Here is a 13,454-nt window from a genome sequence, read left to right as displayed (position 1 = left end):
CCTGATTCACAGAGTCAGGCCAACATCCCAACCAAAGCAGCAAACGAAATTAGATAAGTGATTTAACCCATTTTTGAAAACATGTTATTTGAGCGTGTTTTCAAAACCGAGCTAGAACACTGAGCTTTCAATAGGAGTGGTTATGTACCAGCAACGGATTGTTATAGATGGATTGCAATACTGCAATTGGAACAGAGAATATTTCCAAACACTAAAGGCGAGCGGCATTACAGCAGTTCACGCTACCGCGGTTTACCACGAGACAGCTCGTGAAACCTTATCTCGCTTTGCAGAATGGAACTTAAGATTCGAGCAGAATGCAGACATTATCATGCCGATTCATTCAATGGCTGATGTGGAAACTGCAAAAGCGACAGGCAAAGTCGGCATTTTTCTAGGTGCTCAAAACTGTTCTCCAATCGATGATGAGATTGGTCTTATCGAAGTAATGCGTCAGCAAGGTCTTTTGATCATGCAGCTTACTTACAACAACCAAAGCTTATTGGCGACGGGTTGCTACGAAAAGAACGACACAGGCATCACGCGCTTTGGTAAGCAAGCAATCGAAGAGATGAACCGAGTGGGCATGATCATCGATATGTCTCACAGTGCCGAGCGTTCAACGCTTGAGGCGATTGACCTGTCCTCTCGTCCTATTTGTATCAGCCATGCGAACCCAACGTTTGCTCATGATGCACTACGAAACAAATCAAATGATGTGATTAAAGCCCTAACCGCACGCGGTGGCCTAATCGGATTCAGCTTGTACCCATTCCACCTACCAAATGGCAGCCAATGTACGTTGGAAGATTTCTGCCAAATGGTTGCGACTACCGCTGACATGGTTGGCGTAGAACACCTAGGTATTGGTAGTGACCTATGCTTAAACCAACCTCAAGCCGTTCTTGAATGGATGAGAAATGGTCGTTGGTCTAAAGCAATGGACTACGGCGAAGGCTCTGCGAACAACTCAGGTTGGCCAGATGCGTTGCCTTGGTTCTGTGGTAGTGCGGGTATGGAAAATATTTATAACGGATTGATGCGTCATGGTTTCAGCGAGTCTGAAGCTGGGCAAGTCTTGGGAGAAAACTGGTTTAACTTCTTGAAAGATGGCCTAGAGCCTCAAAGCAAGGGTTAAGGTTTTTTTCACTAGCAATCATCGAATTAGCAGCCTTCTAATAAACGTTCATTTAGAAGTGCTGTTGTCACCAATTTAACTATTCAAAAGGAACAACGGTCTATTTCGCAACGCGGTAACCCAAACATGGATTAGCCTGCCCAACACAAAAAACAATAGGGCAGGTGTTAAATACACCTCTTGTAGTCATCATTAAAATGACAGCTGCAAAGAAACCTCTGGAGTCAGAGTATGTCTGATTTAACCAATAGCGTGAAATCTTCAAACGTAAATGCGGGTCAAGCAAACACAGCAAGCAAAAAACCTCAGTCTGAATCCACTTCAGACAAATTAGGACTAACTAACCCAGCACTTTGGTACAGCGGCGGTTTTATCGCTCTGTTCGTAACGCTTGCTTTGTTTGACGGGGAGCTACTCTCTACCCTAGTAAACACGGGCTTTGCATGGTCTGTAAAAGTGTTCGGCCCTTATTGGCAAATGCTTCTTCTTCTGACTTTTCTTATTGGTCTTGGCCTGGCGGCAGGGCGAACAGGCAAGGTTATCCTAGGCGGCATCGCGAAACCTGAAATGGATGGCTTCCGTTGGATGGCGATCATCTTCTGTACGCTACTTGCGGGCGGCGGTGTATTTTGGGCAGCAGCAGAGCCTATCGCACACTACGTTAACCCACCACCGTTGTATGGCGCACAAGAAAACGCACAACAAGGTGCGGTGAATGCTTTATCACAATCATTCATGCACTGGGGTTTCCTCGCATGGGCAATTGTGGGCAGCTTAACGTCTATCGTGGTTATGCACCTTCACTACGATAAAGGCTTGCCTCTTAAACCTCGTATTTTGCTTTACCCAGTTTTGGGCGAAAGAGCACTGAAAGGCCATACCGGCGCACTGATTGATGCATGTTGTATTGTCGCTGTAGCGGCGGGTACTATCGGTCCGATCGGCTTCTTGGGCTTGCAAGTCAGCTACGCTCTGAATGAACTGTTTGGTATTCCAGATGGCTTCACAACTCAGCTAATCATTATCTTGTTCGCTATCGTGCTTTACACATTGTCGGCATTAAGTGGTCTTAATCGCGGAATGCAAATGCTAAGCCGTTACAACGTAATTTTAGCAATGGCATTGATGGTTTACATCCTTATCTTCGGTCCAACGAACTTCATCTTCAATGGCTACATTCAAGGTGTAGGCAGCATGATAGATAACTTCATCCCAATGGCAACATACCGTGGTGATGAAGGTTGGTTAAGCTGGTGGACAGTGTTCTTCTGGGGTTGGTTCTTGGGTTACGGTCCAATGATGGCAATCTTCATCGCTCGTATTTCACGCGGTCGTAGTATTCGCCAATTGGTATCAACCATTAGCCTTATCGCACCGTTTGTAACTTGTTTCTGGTTCACGATTGTTGGTGGTTCTGGTCTTGCGTTCGAAATTGCAGATCCAGGCAGCGTAAGTAAAGCGTTCGAAGGCTTCAACTTACCAGGCGCGCTACTGGCGGTAACTCAGCAGCTACCTATGCCGATGCTTATCTCTATTCTGTTCTTGATCTTAACCACGATCTTCATCGTAACGACCGGTGACTCGATGACTTACACCATCAGTGTTGTTATCAGTGGTGAGACAGAACCGAATGCAATTATTCGTACTTTCTGGGGTGTGATGATGGGGGTAACAGCGTTAATTCTGATTTCCCTAGGTTCTGGCGGTATTTCAGCGCTGCAATCGTTCATTGTTATCACAGCGGTACCGGTGTCCTTAATCTTACTGCCATCGCTCTGGAATGCGCCTCAAATCGCAATCAAGATGGCAAAAGAACAGGGTTTTTAAGAGCTGGTTTTTTAAAGAAAAGGGCTCTGTAAGGCAAGATCTCTGTAAAAAAGAGACTGCAAGAAATTGATTAAATAAGAACAAATCAGCCTTTGAAAGAAGGCTGATGCAAAAATTCCGAAAGGAACAGAAAACCCGAACTGGTGAAAATACACCGGACGGCAAAGTATTTAGGTCAATCGATCTAGTCAGGACAAATAATAAGGGGTGAGCTCGCTTGCCCCACATAACGTGAAAGCTAACCAGCATACTGTAACAACGAATGCTTCAAATGACGGCAACGATCGGTTCTGAATGGCTAGCAAAATCCTATAACTATAAGGTGGTGAGCAAAATGGATGCACATCGTTCTACCTACACTGAATCAGCATTACGTGACGCAACAGTCGTCATGGCACCGGAAAGGCTAGGTGCGATGCACCAAACACGCATCAGCTTTGTAAGAACTCTGATTCGTAAAATGGCGCAGCAAGAGTGGAAAGTGACGAAACATGAGTGGCAATTAGACGCTCAGGGTTTTGGTCATGTTATCTATAAGCTAGCGACGCCAAACCATGTTTATCATTTGGTTGTTTTTTGCGATGAAATTGCAGATGACGAACGAAATGACCGTGTAATAGCTGAAAAGTGGGACGTAACGTTTGCGCTTGTTCTTGGTGATGTTGATGTCACCCTACTTGAAAGACTTCGCGCGAATGTACCGCTTCAAGAAGCTGGCCGTAATCCTAACAATGTGCTTGTTTTAGCGCGTGCAAACAAAAGTGTACGTGTGTTTGAACATATCGTTAGTCACTTGGCTAAAGGTGTTCAACCAACACCCAAAGAACTGGCTGAAGTAGGTTACATCCTGCGAACCACTGCCGTTTATGGTAATGGCAAATTTGGCATCGCTGACTTTAAAATCTTAGAGAAAAATGAAGATTTCAATCAGTCGTTTAGCGCGCAAATGTGTGCGGTTTATATGCTGCGTGAGTTCAGCCTAGATTGGGTTCATTACCTAGCCGAGCAACAGGGCGGCGAACAAGCGATTTCTTTACATCGTGGATTACAACGCTACTTAGGTGTTGGTAATGCGACAGGTTTAGGCATGGCGCCATACCTGATTAACCACCCAAGTATTGTCGATCAGTGGATGACGACCCGTGAGCATGCATTAGCTGAAGTGTTAGCGAGTCAGACTGACACGGCGTTGATCGAGCCACTACGTACATTAGTTAAAAAAGCGATTTGTCATTTAGAACAAGTCGTTACCATCAATGAAACACAGCAAGAGCTGAACAAAGCCGCTGTTGATGATTTGAAAGCAACAGAGCAATCGCTAGAAACGTCTGTCAGCCAGTGTGATACATGGGCGCAGTTAGTCGAGCAATCTAAGCAAATGAGTATGGAAGCCCAAGAAATCCTTATCTCATGCTTGATGGAATTGTACCCAGAATTAGTGGACGCCCATCAAGAGCAAATGAATTGCAGCGAAACACTGTCGCTTCCTAGCGGCAAAAAGATTCAAGACCTTCTGGTTGTACTAGAAGAAAAGTACCGTTGGGCGATCACGACCGACTTTACTAAAGCAGAAAACAACTACTGGTTCTGGTATCGCTCTCAAGACAAAGAAGAGCCAAGGCTCGGAGTTCGAGGCGAAGAGTTGGGTGAAGAGCGTGAACTGCCGTTGGATATCGGCCGTCAAGCTTATCGTTTGTACCATGCTTTATTGCAATTCGCGCCGGAGCTTTCATTAGCTGAGTTCCTTGTTAAGCAGCCACAGCATCGTGCAATTGCACGCCGTGTATGGACGCTAGGCAATAAAGCAATGGGCGACATTCAAATGAATGTGCTGCACCAAGATTCGCCGCCAATGCACTTACTGCGTTGCAAGCTAGCGATGTTTGGTGCGACTAAGTTTGATCCTCGCTCAGATCGCTGGGTACGAGTGACGTTTTTCCAAGGAGCGCCACTGCTTGATGAAATTCATCAGGACGAATGGGTGTTCCCAATATTACCAAGTGAAGCAGAGCTCGCTGACTCACAAAAAGCTACTACACATATCAACGCTCAACATGGAGGTAAATCGTTATGATCGTTTCTCACAATGAACTGGTAGCGGCCGTCAATAAAGCCTTTTTGGGTATGCGTCGTACATGTGGTGAAGCTGATGTGATAGCGAACATGGTGGCAGATTTACAAATGGTGGGTTTGGATGGTGTTCGTCATTTTAACAATGCGAGCAACTTTATGGGGCTAGAAGACGATTGCCCTGTAGACATTCAAGTGCGCAGCGATAACACAGTTGAAGTCGACTTGCACAAGGCGAGCTTAGCGTGTCACCTTCCTGTGGTTATGGATTACGCCATTGAAAAAATGGTCGGTAAAAAGACGCTGAGAATTGAGCTAAATAACTGCCACAACCGTTGGTTGGCGTACAGCGAGCTTGTAAAACTGGCAGCGAAAGGTATTGCGTGCATGGCACGTTGGGATAACGGCTCTAACCCTAAGAGCACTTTGTATGTTCTTAATCGTGGTTGCGTTGCTCCAGAACTGTTTTTATCAGATTTGCCACTGGCATCGTACGAACATATCCACAATATGACCATCGAACTTTCCGTCCAGGATTTCGATATCGAACGTTTGTCAGATGGCTACCAAACGCACATTGAATCAGAAGCGCTTTTTAAAACTCAAGAGAAAGCGTGGAACGATGGCATTGAGGTTGATGATGGGGAGTGGGCGGCACTGAAAGAGACCGCTACCGCAATCCTAGTCCAGAGTAGCGAACGCTCGACTCAAGGTGCAGGTGAATTAACGGCTTCGTAGTCGTTAGATTTATTAGGTTCATTAGAACTAACAGGTTCGATAGATTAACAGCGAGTAAGCCGGTTAGTTTATCAACACAGATAAAACCAAAGAGCTTAACGAATCCTCACCTCGTTAAGCTCTTTTTATTTGCCTCACGCTTTGGGTTTGCTTTACCTCATTCTTTTGATCTCTCGCTGGATCTACCTATTCTAAACTGACTGTTTTGACACACGTTGTTACCCGTTGAGAGGTAATTGAACAATTAAACGAAGCACTTTCACATTCATGTTAAACAAACGGTTTCATTTACAAGCTACTATGCGTATCTTGCTAACTGAAAGGTGCCAAAGGGCGCCGTTTTTATTCGTACCGATGACTTTAGAATCAGATAAAAAGGAATGAAGCGTGCAAGCTAACTTTATTGATGGAACCACCCTGTATCGTCAGCACTCTTTTGAGTTGCCACTCGACTATCAAGCCAAAGATGGACAACAGATCCAAGTCTTCGCACGTGAGCTGGTTGATCTTGCTAAAGATGCGCAAGAACTGCCGTGGCTTATCTACTTTCAGGGCGGCCCAGGCTTTCCATCTCCACGAGTAAGCGGTCAATCAGGTTGGCTAAAGCGTGCATTACAAAACTATCGTGTTCTGCTTCTAGACCAACGTGGGACAGGCAACAGTACGGTGATCAGCCATGAAACGTTGGCCCATCTGTCTCCAGAGCAACAAGTCGAGTACTTAACGCATTTCAGAGCAGATAACATCGTTCGTGACGCGGAAGCGATTCGTGAGCAGTTCGGTGTTAAACAATGGTCGACGATTGGCCAAAGCTTTGGTGGCTTCTGTACACTGAGCTATTTGTCGCTGTTCCCACAGAGCTTGCAGCGTTGTTATGTGACGGGCGGCATTCCTTCTATTGAGCGAGAAGCTGACGATGTTTATCGTGCGACTTACAAGCGTGTAGAAGACAAAAACAGAGCCTTTTTTGCTCAGTTCCCACAAGCACAAGCTATGTGTCGTGAGATCTCTGATTACCTGCTTAACAATGATGTGAGACTGCCAAACGGTCAGGTATTTACTGTTGAACAGTTCCAGTTGATTGGTATTAACCTTGGCGGCGGTGAAGCAAACCTTCCTATGTACTTCACACTGGAGAGTGCGTTTGTTGAAGTGAACGGTAACAAGCAGTTGAGCTACAGCTTCCTGAATCAAATGCAGCAAGAGCAGGGCTACCTAACGAACCCAATTTACGCGATTTTGCATGAATCGATTTACTGCCAAGGTGCAGCGTCTAACTGGTCTGCACACCGAGTACGCGAGCAGTACCCACACTTTAACTACCAATCGGGTAGCGAGTTCTGGTTTACCGGAGAAATGGTGTACCCATGGATGTTCGACCAACTAGAAACGCTGAAGCCATTACGTGAAGCGGCAAACATGTTGGCCGAGAAGTCGGACTGGGGCACTTTGTACAACGCAGAGCAGCTGAGTAAGAATGCGGTTCCAATGGCATGCGCAGTTTACGCGGATGACATGTACGTAGAGCTGGATTACAGCCGTGAAACGCTGGCGAACATTCCAAACTCAAAGGCGTGGATCACTAACGAGTATGAACACAATGGCTTGAGAGTCGATGGCGAACGAATTGTAGATAAATTAATGACGATGGTCGAAGCGTTAGAGAACCTGCCAAAATAGTCAAACTGTCTACGTAAAGCTATGTACGCTAGAGGCTATCTATATCTACGTTAGAAATAAGATACGCTAGAAACAAGAAAACGCTGCATCCGTGCAGCGTTTTTTTTATGTCATCAAACTCTGTTTTACTCAGTATCGTATTGATTACTAAAGCGAGTAAAACAGAGAGTTTAAGAACCGGGAGGGATAGTTCCTAAACTCATTATGGTTGGATGACGATATCTTGATTTTCAGTAGTCGATAAGCTGGCGCGGTTCTGTTCGATAAGTTGAGCCGCATAAGAGGGAGTCACAGCTTGAATTTCGCCTTTCGAACGAATAGTTAGTGCTTCCCACGCATGATCACGATATTTGCCTGTTTGTGTATATTCAATAAGTACTCTCATGATTCTTCCATCCGGTGTGTGGTTAACGTGCTACTAACATTAGCGCTATTGTTGAGGTTGCACACCTGTTAAAAATGGAACATAAGATTAACCAAATGAGAATGCGTGTAACTTGAAAAACAGAGCGAATTGGACTTATCGAGAACCGTTATCAATACGGTTTGGCTGCTAGGAAGCAAAAATTAGAAGCTGGGAGTTAGGTCTATGTATGGAAGTACTTGCGGTGGGAAAACAAAAAACGCTGCGGATTCGCAGCGTTTTATTTTTTTAGAAAGAGATACTGAGTATCAAGGCTGGTTATTTCTTCAAACCAACAATCTTACATGCGGAAGTGACCGCACTTTCAAGGTCGGTTAAACGGCCTGCACTGGCTGGTCCTAGGACATTTGAATACAAGGCTAACTGCTTCTCAAATGATAAATCTAATTGGTTGTATAGATTTTGGCGAATTTGAGCGTGCTGTTGAGGCTCTGCGCTCGATAACCCTTCCAATGTATCGTAGATGAGAGTTGTTGTATCCATAGACGGTCCCTTAGTACATCTTTATAAAATAATGAAGATTATGCACTTAGTCACATCTTTGTTCTGGGATATCGATCTCATTATGTGTGAATTGACTTTATTATGTAATCAGTTAGTTAAAATGTTTGGTGGGCAAAGTGTCGAGATTGGGTGTGGTTAGAATATCAAAAACACGGTTGTATCAAAGCTCGTCTGTACTCAAGCAAAGTTGTATTGGAGACCGTTCTATTAAAAACTGCTCTATTAATAAAAAGCAGGAGGCCTGAATTTGACCTCCTGCATGGTCTGTTTGTCGACTAACGAATGTTGATGTTCTTATCTCGACTTTCGTACATTTCAGGTGTGGTGTGTAACCCTCCTGCGTAACCTGCAGCTTCAAGCGTTTCTCTTACCTCTCGAACGTGCTCTGCCGTTACTGGTTCCTCTCTATCTCCAAGGTGCAATCGCACGAAGGTGATCAACTCAGCCAACCTTTGATCCGACAGCACATCTTCAAAGCTTGCCATTGGCATGAAGTTTCTGTCTTTGTCGAGATAGGTGGGTTGTAGGCCACGCACGGTTACCGCGATGGTGTTGAATGGATCGCTGTGCATGATGATACCGTTGTTCAACAGAGTAGGGGCGATAGGGTCACGTCCCTTACCATCGTCACCATGACAGGCTCCACATGTCTGGCGATACGTGGTGTAAATGTCAGTCGCGTAAGAGTCTTCATCAAACCCTTTAGGCTGCAACGGAACCGCGTCACTACTGATGGTGTTGTTGATGTCACCACTGAGTAGGTAATAGGACATCGACTCGATATCTTCACGTGTCATCAAGCTTAGGCTGTTTTTCACTACGTCAGCCATGCCGGCAAAGGCAGTCCCTTTGTCTGAGTGACCCGTGTGTAAGAAATCGGTCAGTGTCGCTTCATCCCAACCATCGACATACAGCTCGTTGGCCGTGATATCGGGCGCATTCCAGCCGTCAATCAAGTTACCTTGGAAAATACGTTCAGGTATCAGAGCTTGAGCAATGTTTCGCGGGGTATGGCACTCAGAGCAGTGTCCAAGACCAGCAACCCAATATTTCCCTTGTTGCCATTTCTCAACGTTTTCGACTTCCGATTTAAGTTCTTCAGGCACTTGATAGTCAATTGGGTCGGTATCCATGAACACAATGTTCCACCCGAGCAGACCTAGACGTATATTCGATGGAAACATCATGCTGTTGTCGTCATTGCGGCGAGGCACCGCGGTGATTGACTGCATGTATTCCCACAAATCGACCATGTCTTGGTCGGTGAGGTGTTGATAAGAAGTGTAAGGCATTGCAGGGTACAGGTAACCGTTCTTACCTTTACCTGCAACTAACGCGGCTCGGAAATCATCAAAGTCATAAGTACCAATACCTTCCGTTGTGTGCGGCGTAATATTGGTTGAATAGACGGTGCCGAAAGGGGTCACAAAAGGAAGCCCACCAGCAAAAGGTTCGCCACCTTCTGCACTATGACAAGCGACACAGTCACCGGCATAAGCGAGGTATTCACCACGTTCAACAGACTGAGCTTCTAGGTTCGCGAGTCTTTGCTGTTGCTCTGAGCCCGCATGTCGAATGTAAGCACCCAGTGCAAGTATCTCGTTTTCCGAAAGCTGTTTATCAAACGCAGGCATCAGGTTGTTCAAGCCTTTGTTGATAGTGTGTTGTATCTCTTCAATACTCCCTCCGTGCAGCCAGATATCATCTGAAAGATCAGGGACGCCGATCGCCGGGTTCGCGATAGAACCATCGGCGTGACAAGATGAACAATATTTTGCAAAGAGCTCTTTGCCGACTTTAACTTTTACTTCTGGAACATCAGTATGGCGTTGGTTGAGCGAAGCTAAGTAGTAAGAAACCTTAGCCACTTCATCGGGGCGCATTATCTCGCTCCAACCCGGCATCGCGCCATTTCGACCTTGGGCGATCGAATGAATGATCGCTTCATCACTACCACCATATAGCCATTCTTGGTCAATAAGGTTAGGGAAGTGTTTCTGACCTTGAGCGTTGTCACGATGACAAGCCGCGCAGTGAGTTTGGAACAAGATTTGTCCGCTGTTCACTATTTCGGGTATGCCAGACAATCCTTCGAGGGTTGTCTCCGTTGTTTGAGAGAATTGCTCGTTTAACGTTGTGCTGGGTGAGCTGAGTTTGTCGTCACTTTGCTTCCAATCGACTAACCCTTCCCATTCACCAAGCCCGGGGTAGAGCACCAAATAACCAGCAGACAATAGAAAGGCAATAGCATAGCTAACAAAGAGTAGTTTTGGCGGTGGCGCATCCTTTTCTTCAATCCCATCAAAAGTGCCAAGGGTGTGGTCTTGATCGGCTTGATGATTGCTACGCCAATATTTAACAACAACAGACACCATAAGAACGAAGAAGATTAAGGTTAAAATTACCGCCCATAGATTCCAAAATGCACTCATTGTGATACCTCCTGTGACGTATCTTTACCAAGGCTTTGTAGATAGCGGATCAGAGCTTCACCTTTGGTTTTTCCTCTTACTTGTAATCGGGCGTCACCTATTTCTTGGTCAGTATAAGGAACGCCAAGTATGCGGAGGGTTTCCATTTTGTCGCTTATGTCGTCGCCTGACAGAGTCTGTTCAAATAACCAAGGGTAGGCGGGCATGATGGATGTCGGTACGACTTTTCGAGGGTCAATTAAGTGAATAGCATGCCACTGGTCAGAATATTTTCTTCCTAAGTTAGTGAGGTCCGGACCCGTACGCTTGGAGCCCCACAAGTTAGGAAACTCATAGATGTCGTCTGCTTCTTTGTTCGGACGACCATTACGTTTCACTTCAGGCTCTAGAGGACGAACCATTTGTGTGTGACACACATGACAGCCTTCACTGATGTAGATGTCTCGTCCTGCTAACTCAAGAGGTGTGAGCGGCATCGCTAAGCTGCCTTTGGCAATGTCGTCTCCACGGACAATACTAGGCACGACCCAAACCAACAGAGAGAAGGAAGCGACGACAACAGTGGTCAAAATTAAAATGACGATTGAATGTGTAAAGTCTTTACTCATCATTTAAGCTCCCTCATTAACGGCGTGTTTAGCGTTATGTACTACTGGCATACGAACGGTTTTAAATAAGTTAAATGCCATTAGGAATAAACCCAGAACAAACAGTGCACCACCAAAGAATCGTAAGAACAACCAAGGTGCTTTAAAGTCCATAGCCTCTACAAAGCTATATATCAGTTCGCCATTTTCATTTTGAGCGAGCCACATATAACCTTCACCTATACCCGCGACCCAAAGCGCAATCGCATAAATGGCGACGCCAGCATGAGCAAGCCAGAAGTGCCACTTAATCAGTCGTCGTGACCAAAGATCGGTTTGGCCCCATAAGCGCGGAATGAAATAGTAAAAAACCGCTATCCCTGACATTCCCACCCACCCGAGTGCTGCGGAATGTACGTGGCCGATTATCCATTCGGTGTTGTGTGCCACCATGTTGAACCAGCGAATAGCAAGTAGCGGGCCTTCGAATGTTGCCAAGCAGTAGTAAAGAATCGCTGAGAAAAAGAATAAAAGAATGTAGTCGGACTTCAGCTTTTCTTTGTTTTGTAGAAGGGTCATTGCGCTATTGAAAGCACCAGCCCAGGAAGGGAGCCACAGGATCAATGACATCACGATTCCGATGTTCTGAATCCAGATGGGAACGGAAGAGTAGACTAGGTGGTGCGTTCCGGCCCACGTGTAAAAGCCGACCAAGCCCCAGAAATGGATGACAGACAAGCGGTACGAGTAGATTGGTCGGTCCGCTGCTTTGGGTATGAAATAGTAATTCATACCGATCACACCAGCGGTCAGTAAGAAACCAACGGCATTATGTCCCCACCACCATTGAACAATCGCATCTTGAGCACCTGCGAATACAGAGTAGGACTTCATGGCCGAGACCGGCATCGCAAGATTGTTCACAATGAAAATCATGGCAACAACGATAATGAAAGCAGCAAAAAACCAGTTAGCCACGAAGATATGGCTCACTTTCCGCTTAGCAAGGGTGCCAAAGAACAACACTGCATAGAGCACCCACACCAGTACAATCATTAAGTCGATTGGCCATTCAAGCTCCGCATACTCTTTTGAGCTGGTGTGGCCCCCAGGCAAGGAGATGACCGCGAGCAGTAGAATAAATTGCCATCCCCAAAAGACCATCCACGACAGGCTTTTATTGAACAACTCACAATGGCCAGTTCGTTGGGCAATATAGAGTGAAGTCCCCATTAAAATGTTCACTACAAACCCATAAATAACGCCTGAGGTATGCAGAGGGCGAAGACGACCAAATTGGAAATATTGAGAATCGAAATTGAGCACAGGCCAATACAATTGAGCAGCGAGGATCACGCCGATGATCATACCCACAATCGCCCAGATTAAAGAGGCGATGATAAAGTATCTCACGACCTTGATGCTGTACTGCGTTGTCACTTGTTCCATAACAAGGCTCCTTGCCTACAGTTTTGAATTGCTGTCTGTTTTTGAGTCGCTAACTGAACTTGATTCCTTGCCGAGCATTGAATAGAAGTAGGAGATATCTCGGATGTCTTGATCTGAAAGTGTGTCGGCTTGTTGCTGCATGAGAATCGCCAAACCACTGGTTCTTTCTCGAGTCTGGTAATCTTTCAATGAAGAGATGAGATAACCCACTTTTTGACCACGAAGGTTCGGGTAGGGATCTTGAGTTGAGATACCATCAACGCCATGACAAGTCATACACACCTTGGCTTTTTGTTTTCCTAACTCGAACTGCTCGTCGTTAGATTCCGCGTAAACTGGATTCATGACAGCCGTCATTAGCAGAATGGAAAGTGCGGTTATGGGGTTAAACTTTTGCTTATTTAATCTCATTACGTATTCCCTTATTGAAGAAAAGAGCGAGTGCTTGATGAACCTCAGAAAACACTCACCTTGGTGTAAAGGTTATGCATGCATAAGCGTTCTCGCTACTCAGTTACTCATTTTTATTGTCAATTTTATCGGTCACTACGTATTCATCACGGGAATTGGATTACTTATCAACCACAAAAAAGCTGTTTTTATTT

At 45.6% G+C, this 13,454-nt stretch carries 11 protein-coding genes; 5 read left to right on the top strand and 6 right to left on the bottom strand.

Translation table 11 applies throughout. The annotated features are described in order from the left end of the window. The first annotated feature begins 142 nt into the window (after positions 1-142). The 5 genes from OW495_RS02845 to OW495_RS02825 all read left to right on the top strand — a co-directional run bounded on the left by OW495_RS02845 (position 143) and on the right by OW495_RS02825 (position 7,453). Positions 143-1,138, top strand: coding sequence for a membrane dipeptidase (locus OW495_RS02845; RefSeq protein WP_029222845.1), 996 nt, complete (start codon positions 143-145; stop codon positions 1,136-1,138). Between the two features lie 231 nt (positions 1,139-1,369). After that, on the top strand, positions 1,370-2,965 hold the full coding sequence (locus tag OW495_RS02840) for a BCCT family transporter (protein ID WP_017111918.1): 1,596 nt from the start codon (positions 1,370-1,372) through the stop codon (positions 2,963-2,965). A gap of 271 nt (positions 2,966-3,236) precedes the next feature. Beyond that, on the top strand, positions 3,237-5,039 hold the full coding sequence (locus tag OW495_RS02835; protein WP_289884864.1) for a hypothetical protein: 1,803 nt from the start codon (positions 3,237-3,239) through the stop codon (positions 5,037-5,039). Next, positions 5,036-5,773: a DUF3726 domain-containing protein gene (locus OW495_RS02830; RefSeq protein WP_065105497.1), complete on the top strand. Its 738-nt coding sequence runs from the start codon at positions 5,036-5,038 to the stop codon at positions 5,771-5,773. Before OW495_RS02835 ends, OW495_RS02830 begins: the two co-directional genes overlap by 4 nt. A 387-nt stretch (positions 5,774-6,160) precedes the next feature. Then, positions 6,161-7,453 (top strand): alpha/beta fold hydrolase, encoded by a 1,293-nt coding sequence (locus tag OW495_RS02825; RefSeq protein ID WP_289884860.1) that lies wholly within the window; start codon positions 6,161-6,163, stop codon positions 7,451-7,453. Positions 7,454-7,655: 202 nt separating this feature from the next. On the opposite strand, the gene OW495_RS02820 is transcribed toward OW495_RS02825, so the two are convergent. The 6 genes from OW495_RS02820 to OW495_RS02795 all read right to left on the bottom strand — a co-directional run bounded on the left by OW495_RS02820 (position 7,656) and on the right by OW495_RS02795 (position 13,260). Continuing rightward, positions 7,656-7,838, bottom strand: coding sequence for a hypothetical protein (locus OW495_RS02820; protein WP_004730424.1), 183 nt, complete (start codon positions 7,836-7,838; stop codon positions 7,656-7,658). Positions 7,839-8,135: 297 nt separating this feature from the next. Continuing rightward, positions 8,136-8,360: a PAS factor family protein gene (locus tag OW495_RS02815; protein ID WP_017111922.1), complete on the bottom strand. Its 225-nt coding sequence runs from the start codon at positions 8,358-8,360 to the stop codon at positions 8,136-8,138. Positions 8,361-8,656: 296 nt separating this feature from the next. Continuing rightward, positions 8,657-10,813: a cytochrome c gene (locus tag OW495_RS02810; protein WP_102512709.1), complete on the bottom strand. Its 2,157-nt coding sequence runs from the start codon at positions 10,811-10,813 to the stop codon at positions 8,657-8,659. Next, positions 10,810-11,424 (bottom strand): cbb3-type cytochrome c oxidase subunit II, encoded by a 615-nt coding sequence (locus OW495_RS02805; RefSeq protein ID WP_017098968.1) that lies wholly within the window; start codon positions 11,422-11,424, stop codon positions 10,810-10,812. The genes OW495_RS02810 and OW495_RS02805 overlap by 4 nt, the downstream gene beginning before the upstream one ends. Next, complete coding sequence (ccoN, locus tag OW495_RS02800; RefSeq protein WP_099166663.1) at positions 11,425-12,849, bottom strand: cytochrome-c oxidase, cbb3-type subunit I; 1,425 nt, start codon at positions 12,847-12,849, stop codon at positions 11,425-11,427. 15 nt (positions 12,850-12,864) lie between these two features. Beyond that, on the bottom strand, positions 12,865-13,260 hold the full coding sequence (locus tag OW495_RS02795) for a cytochrome c (RefSeq protein ID WP_065679409.1): 396 nt from the start codon (positions 13,258-13,260) through the stop codon (positions 12,865-12,867). Positions 13,261-13,454: the final 194 nt, after the last annotated feature.

The organism is Vibrio sp. 14N.309.X.WAT.E.F5, from assembly GCF_030397615.1.
In the GTDB taxonomy this organism is placed as follows: domain Bacteria; phylum Pseudomonadota; class Gammaproteobacteria; order Enterobacterales; family Vibrionaceae; genus Vibrio; species Vibrio lentus.
The sequence above is the reverse complement of the archived record's forward strand: the minus strand, read 5'-3'. Positions and strand labels throughout refer to the sequence as shown.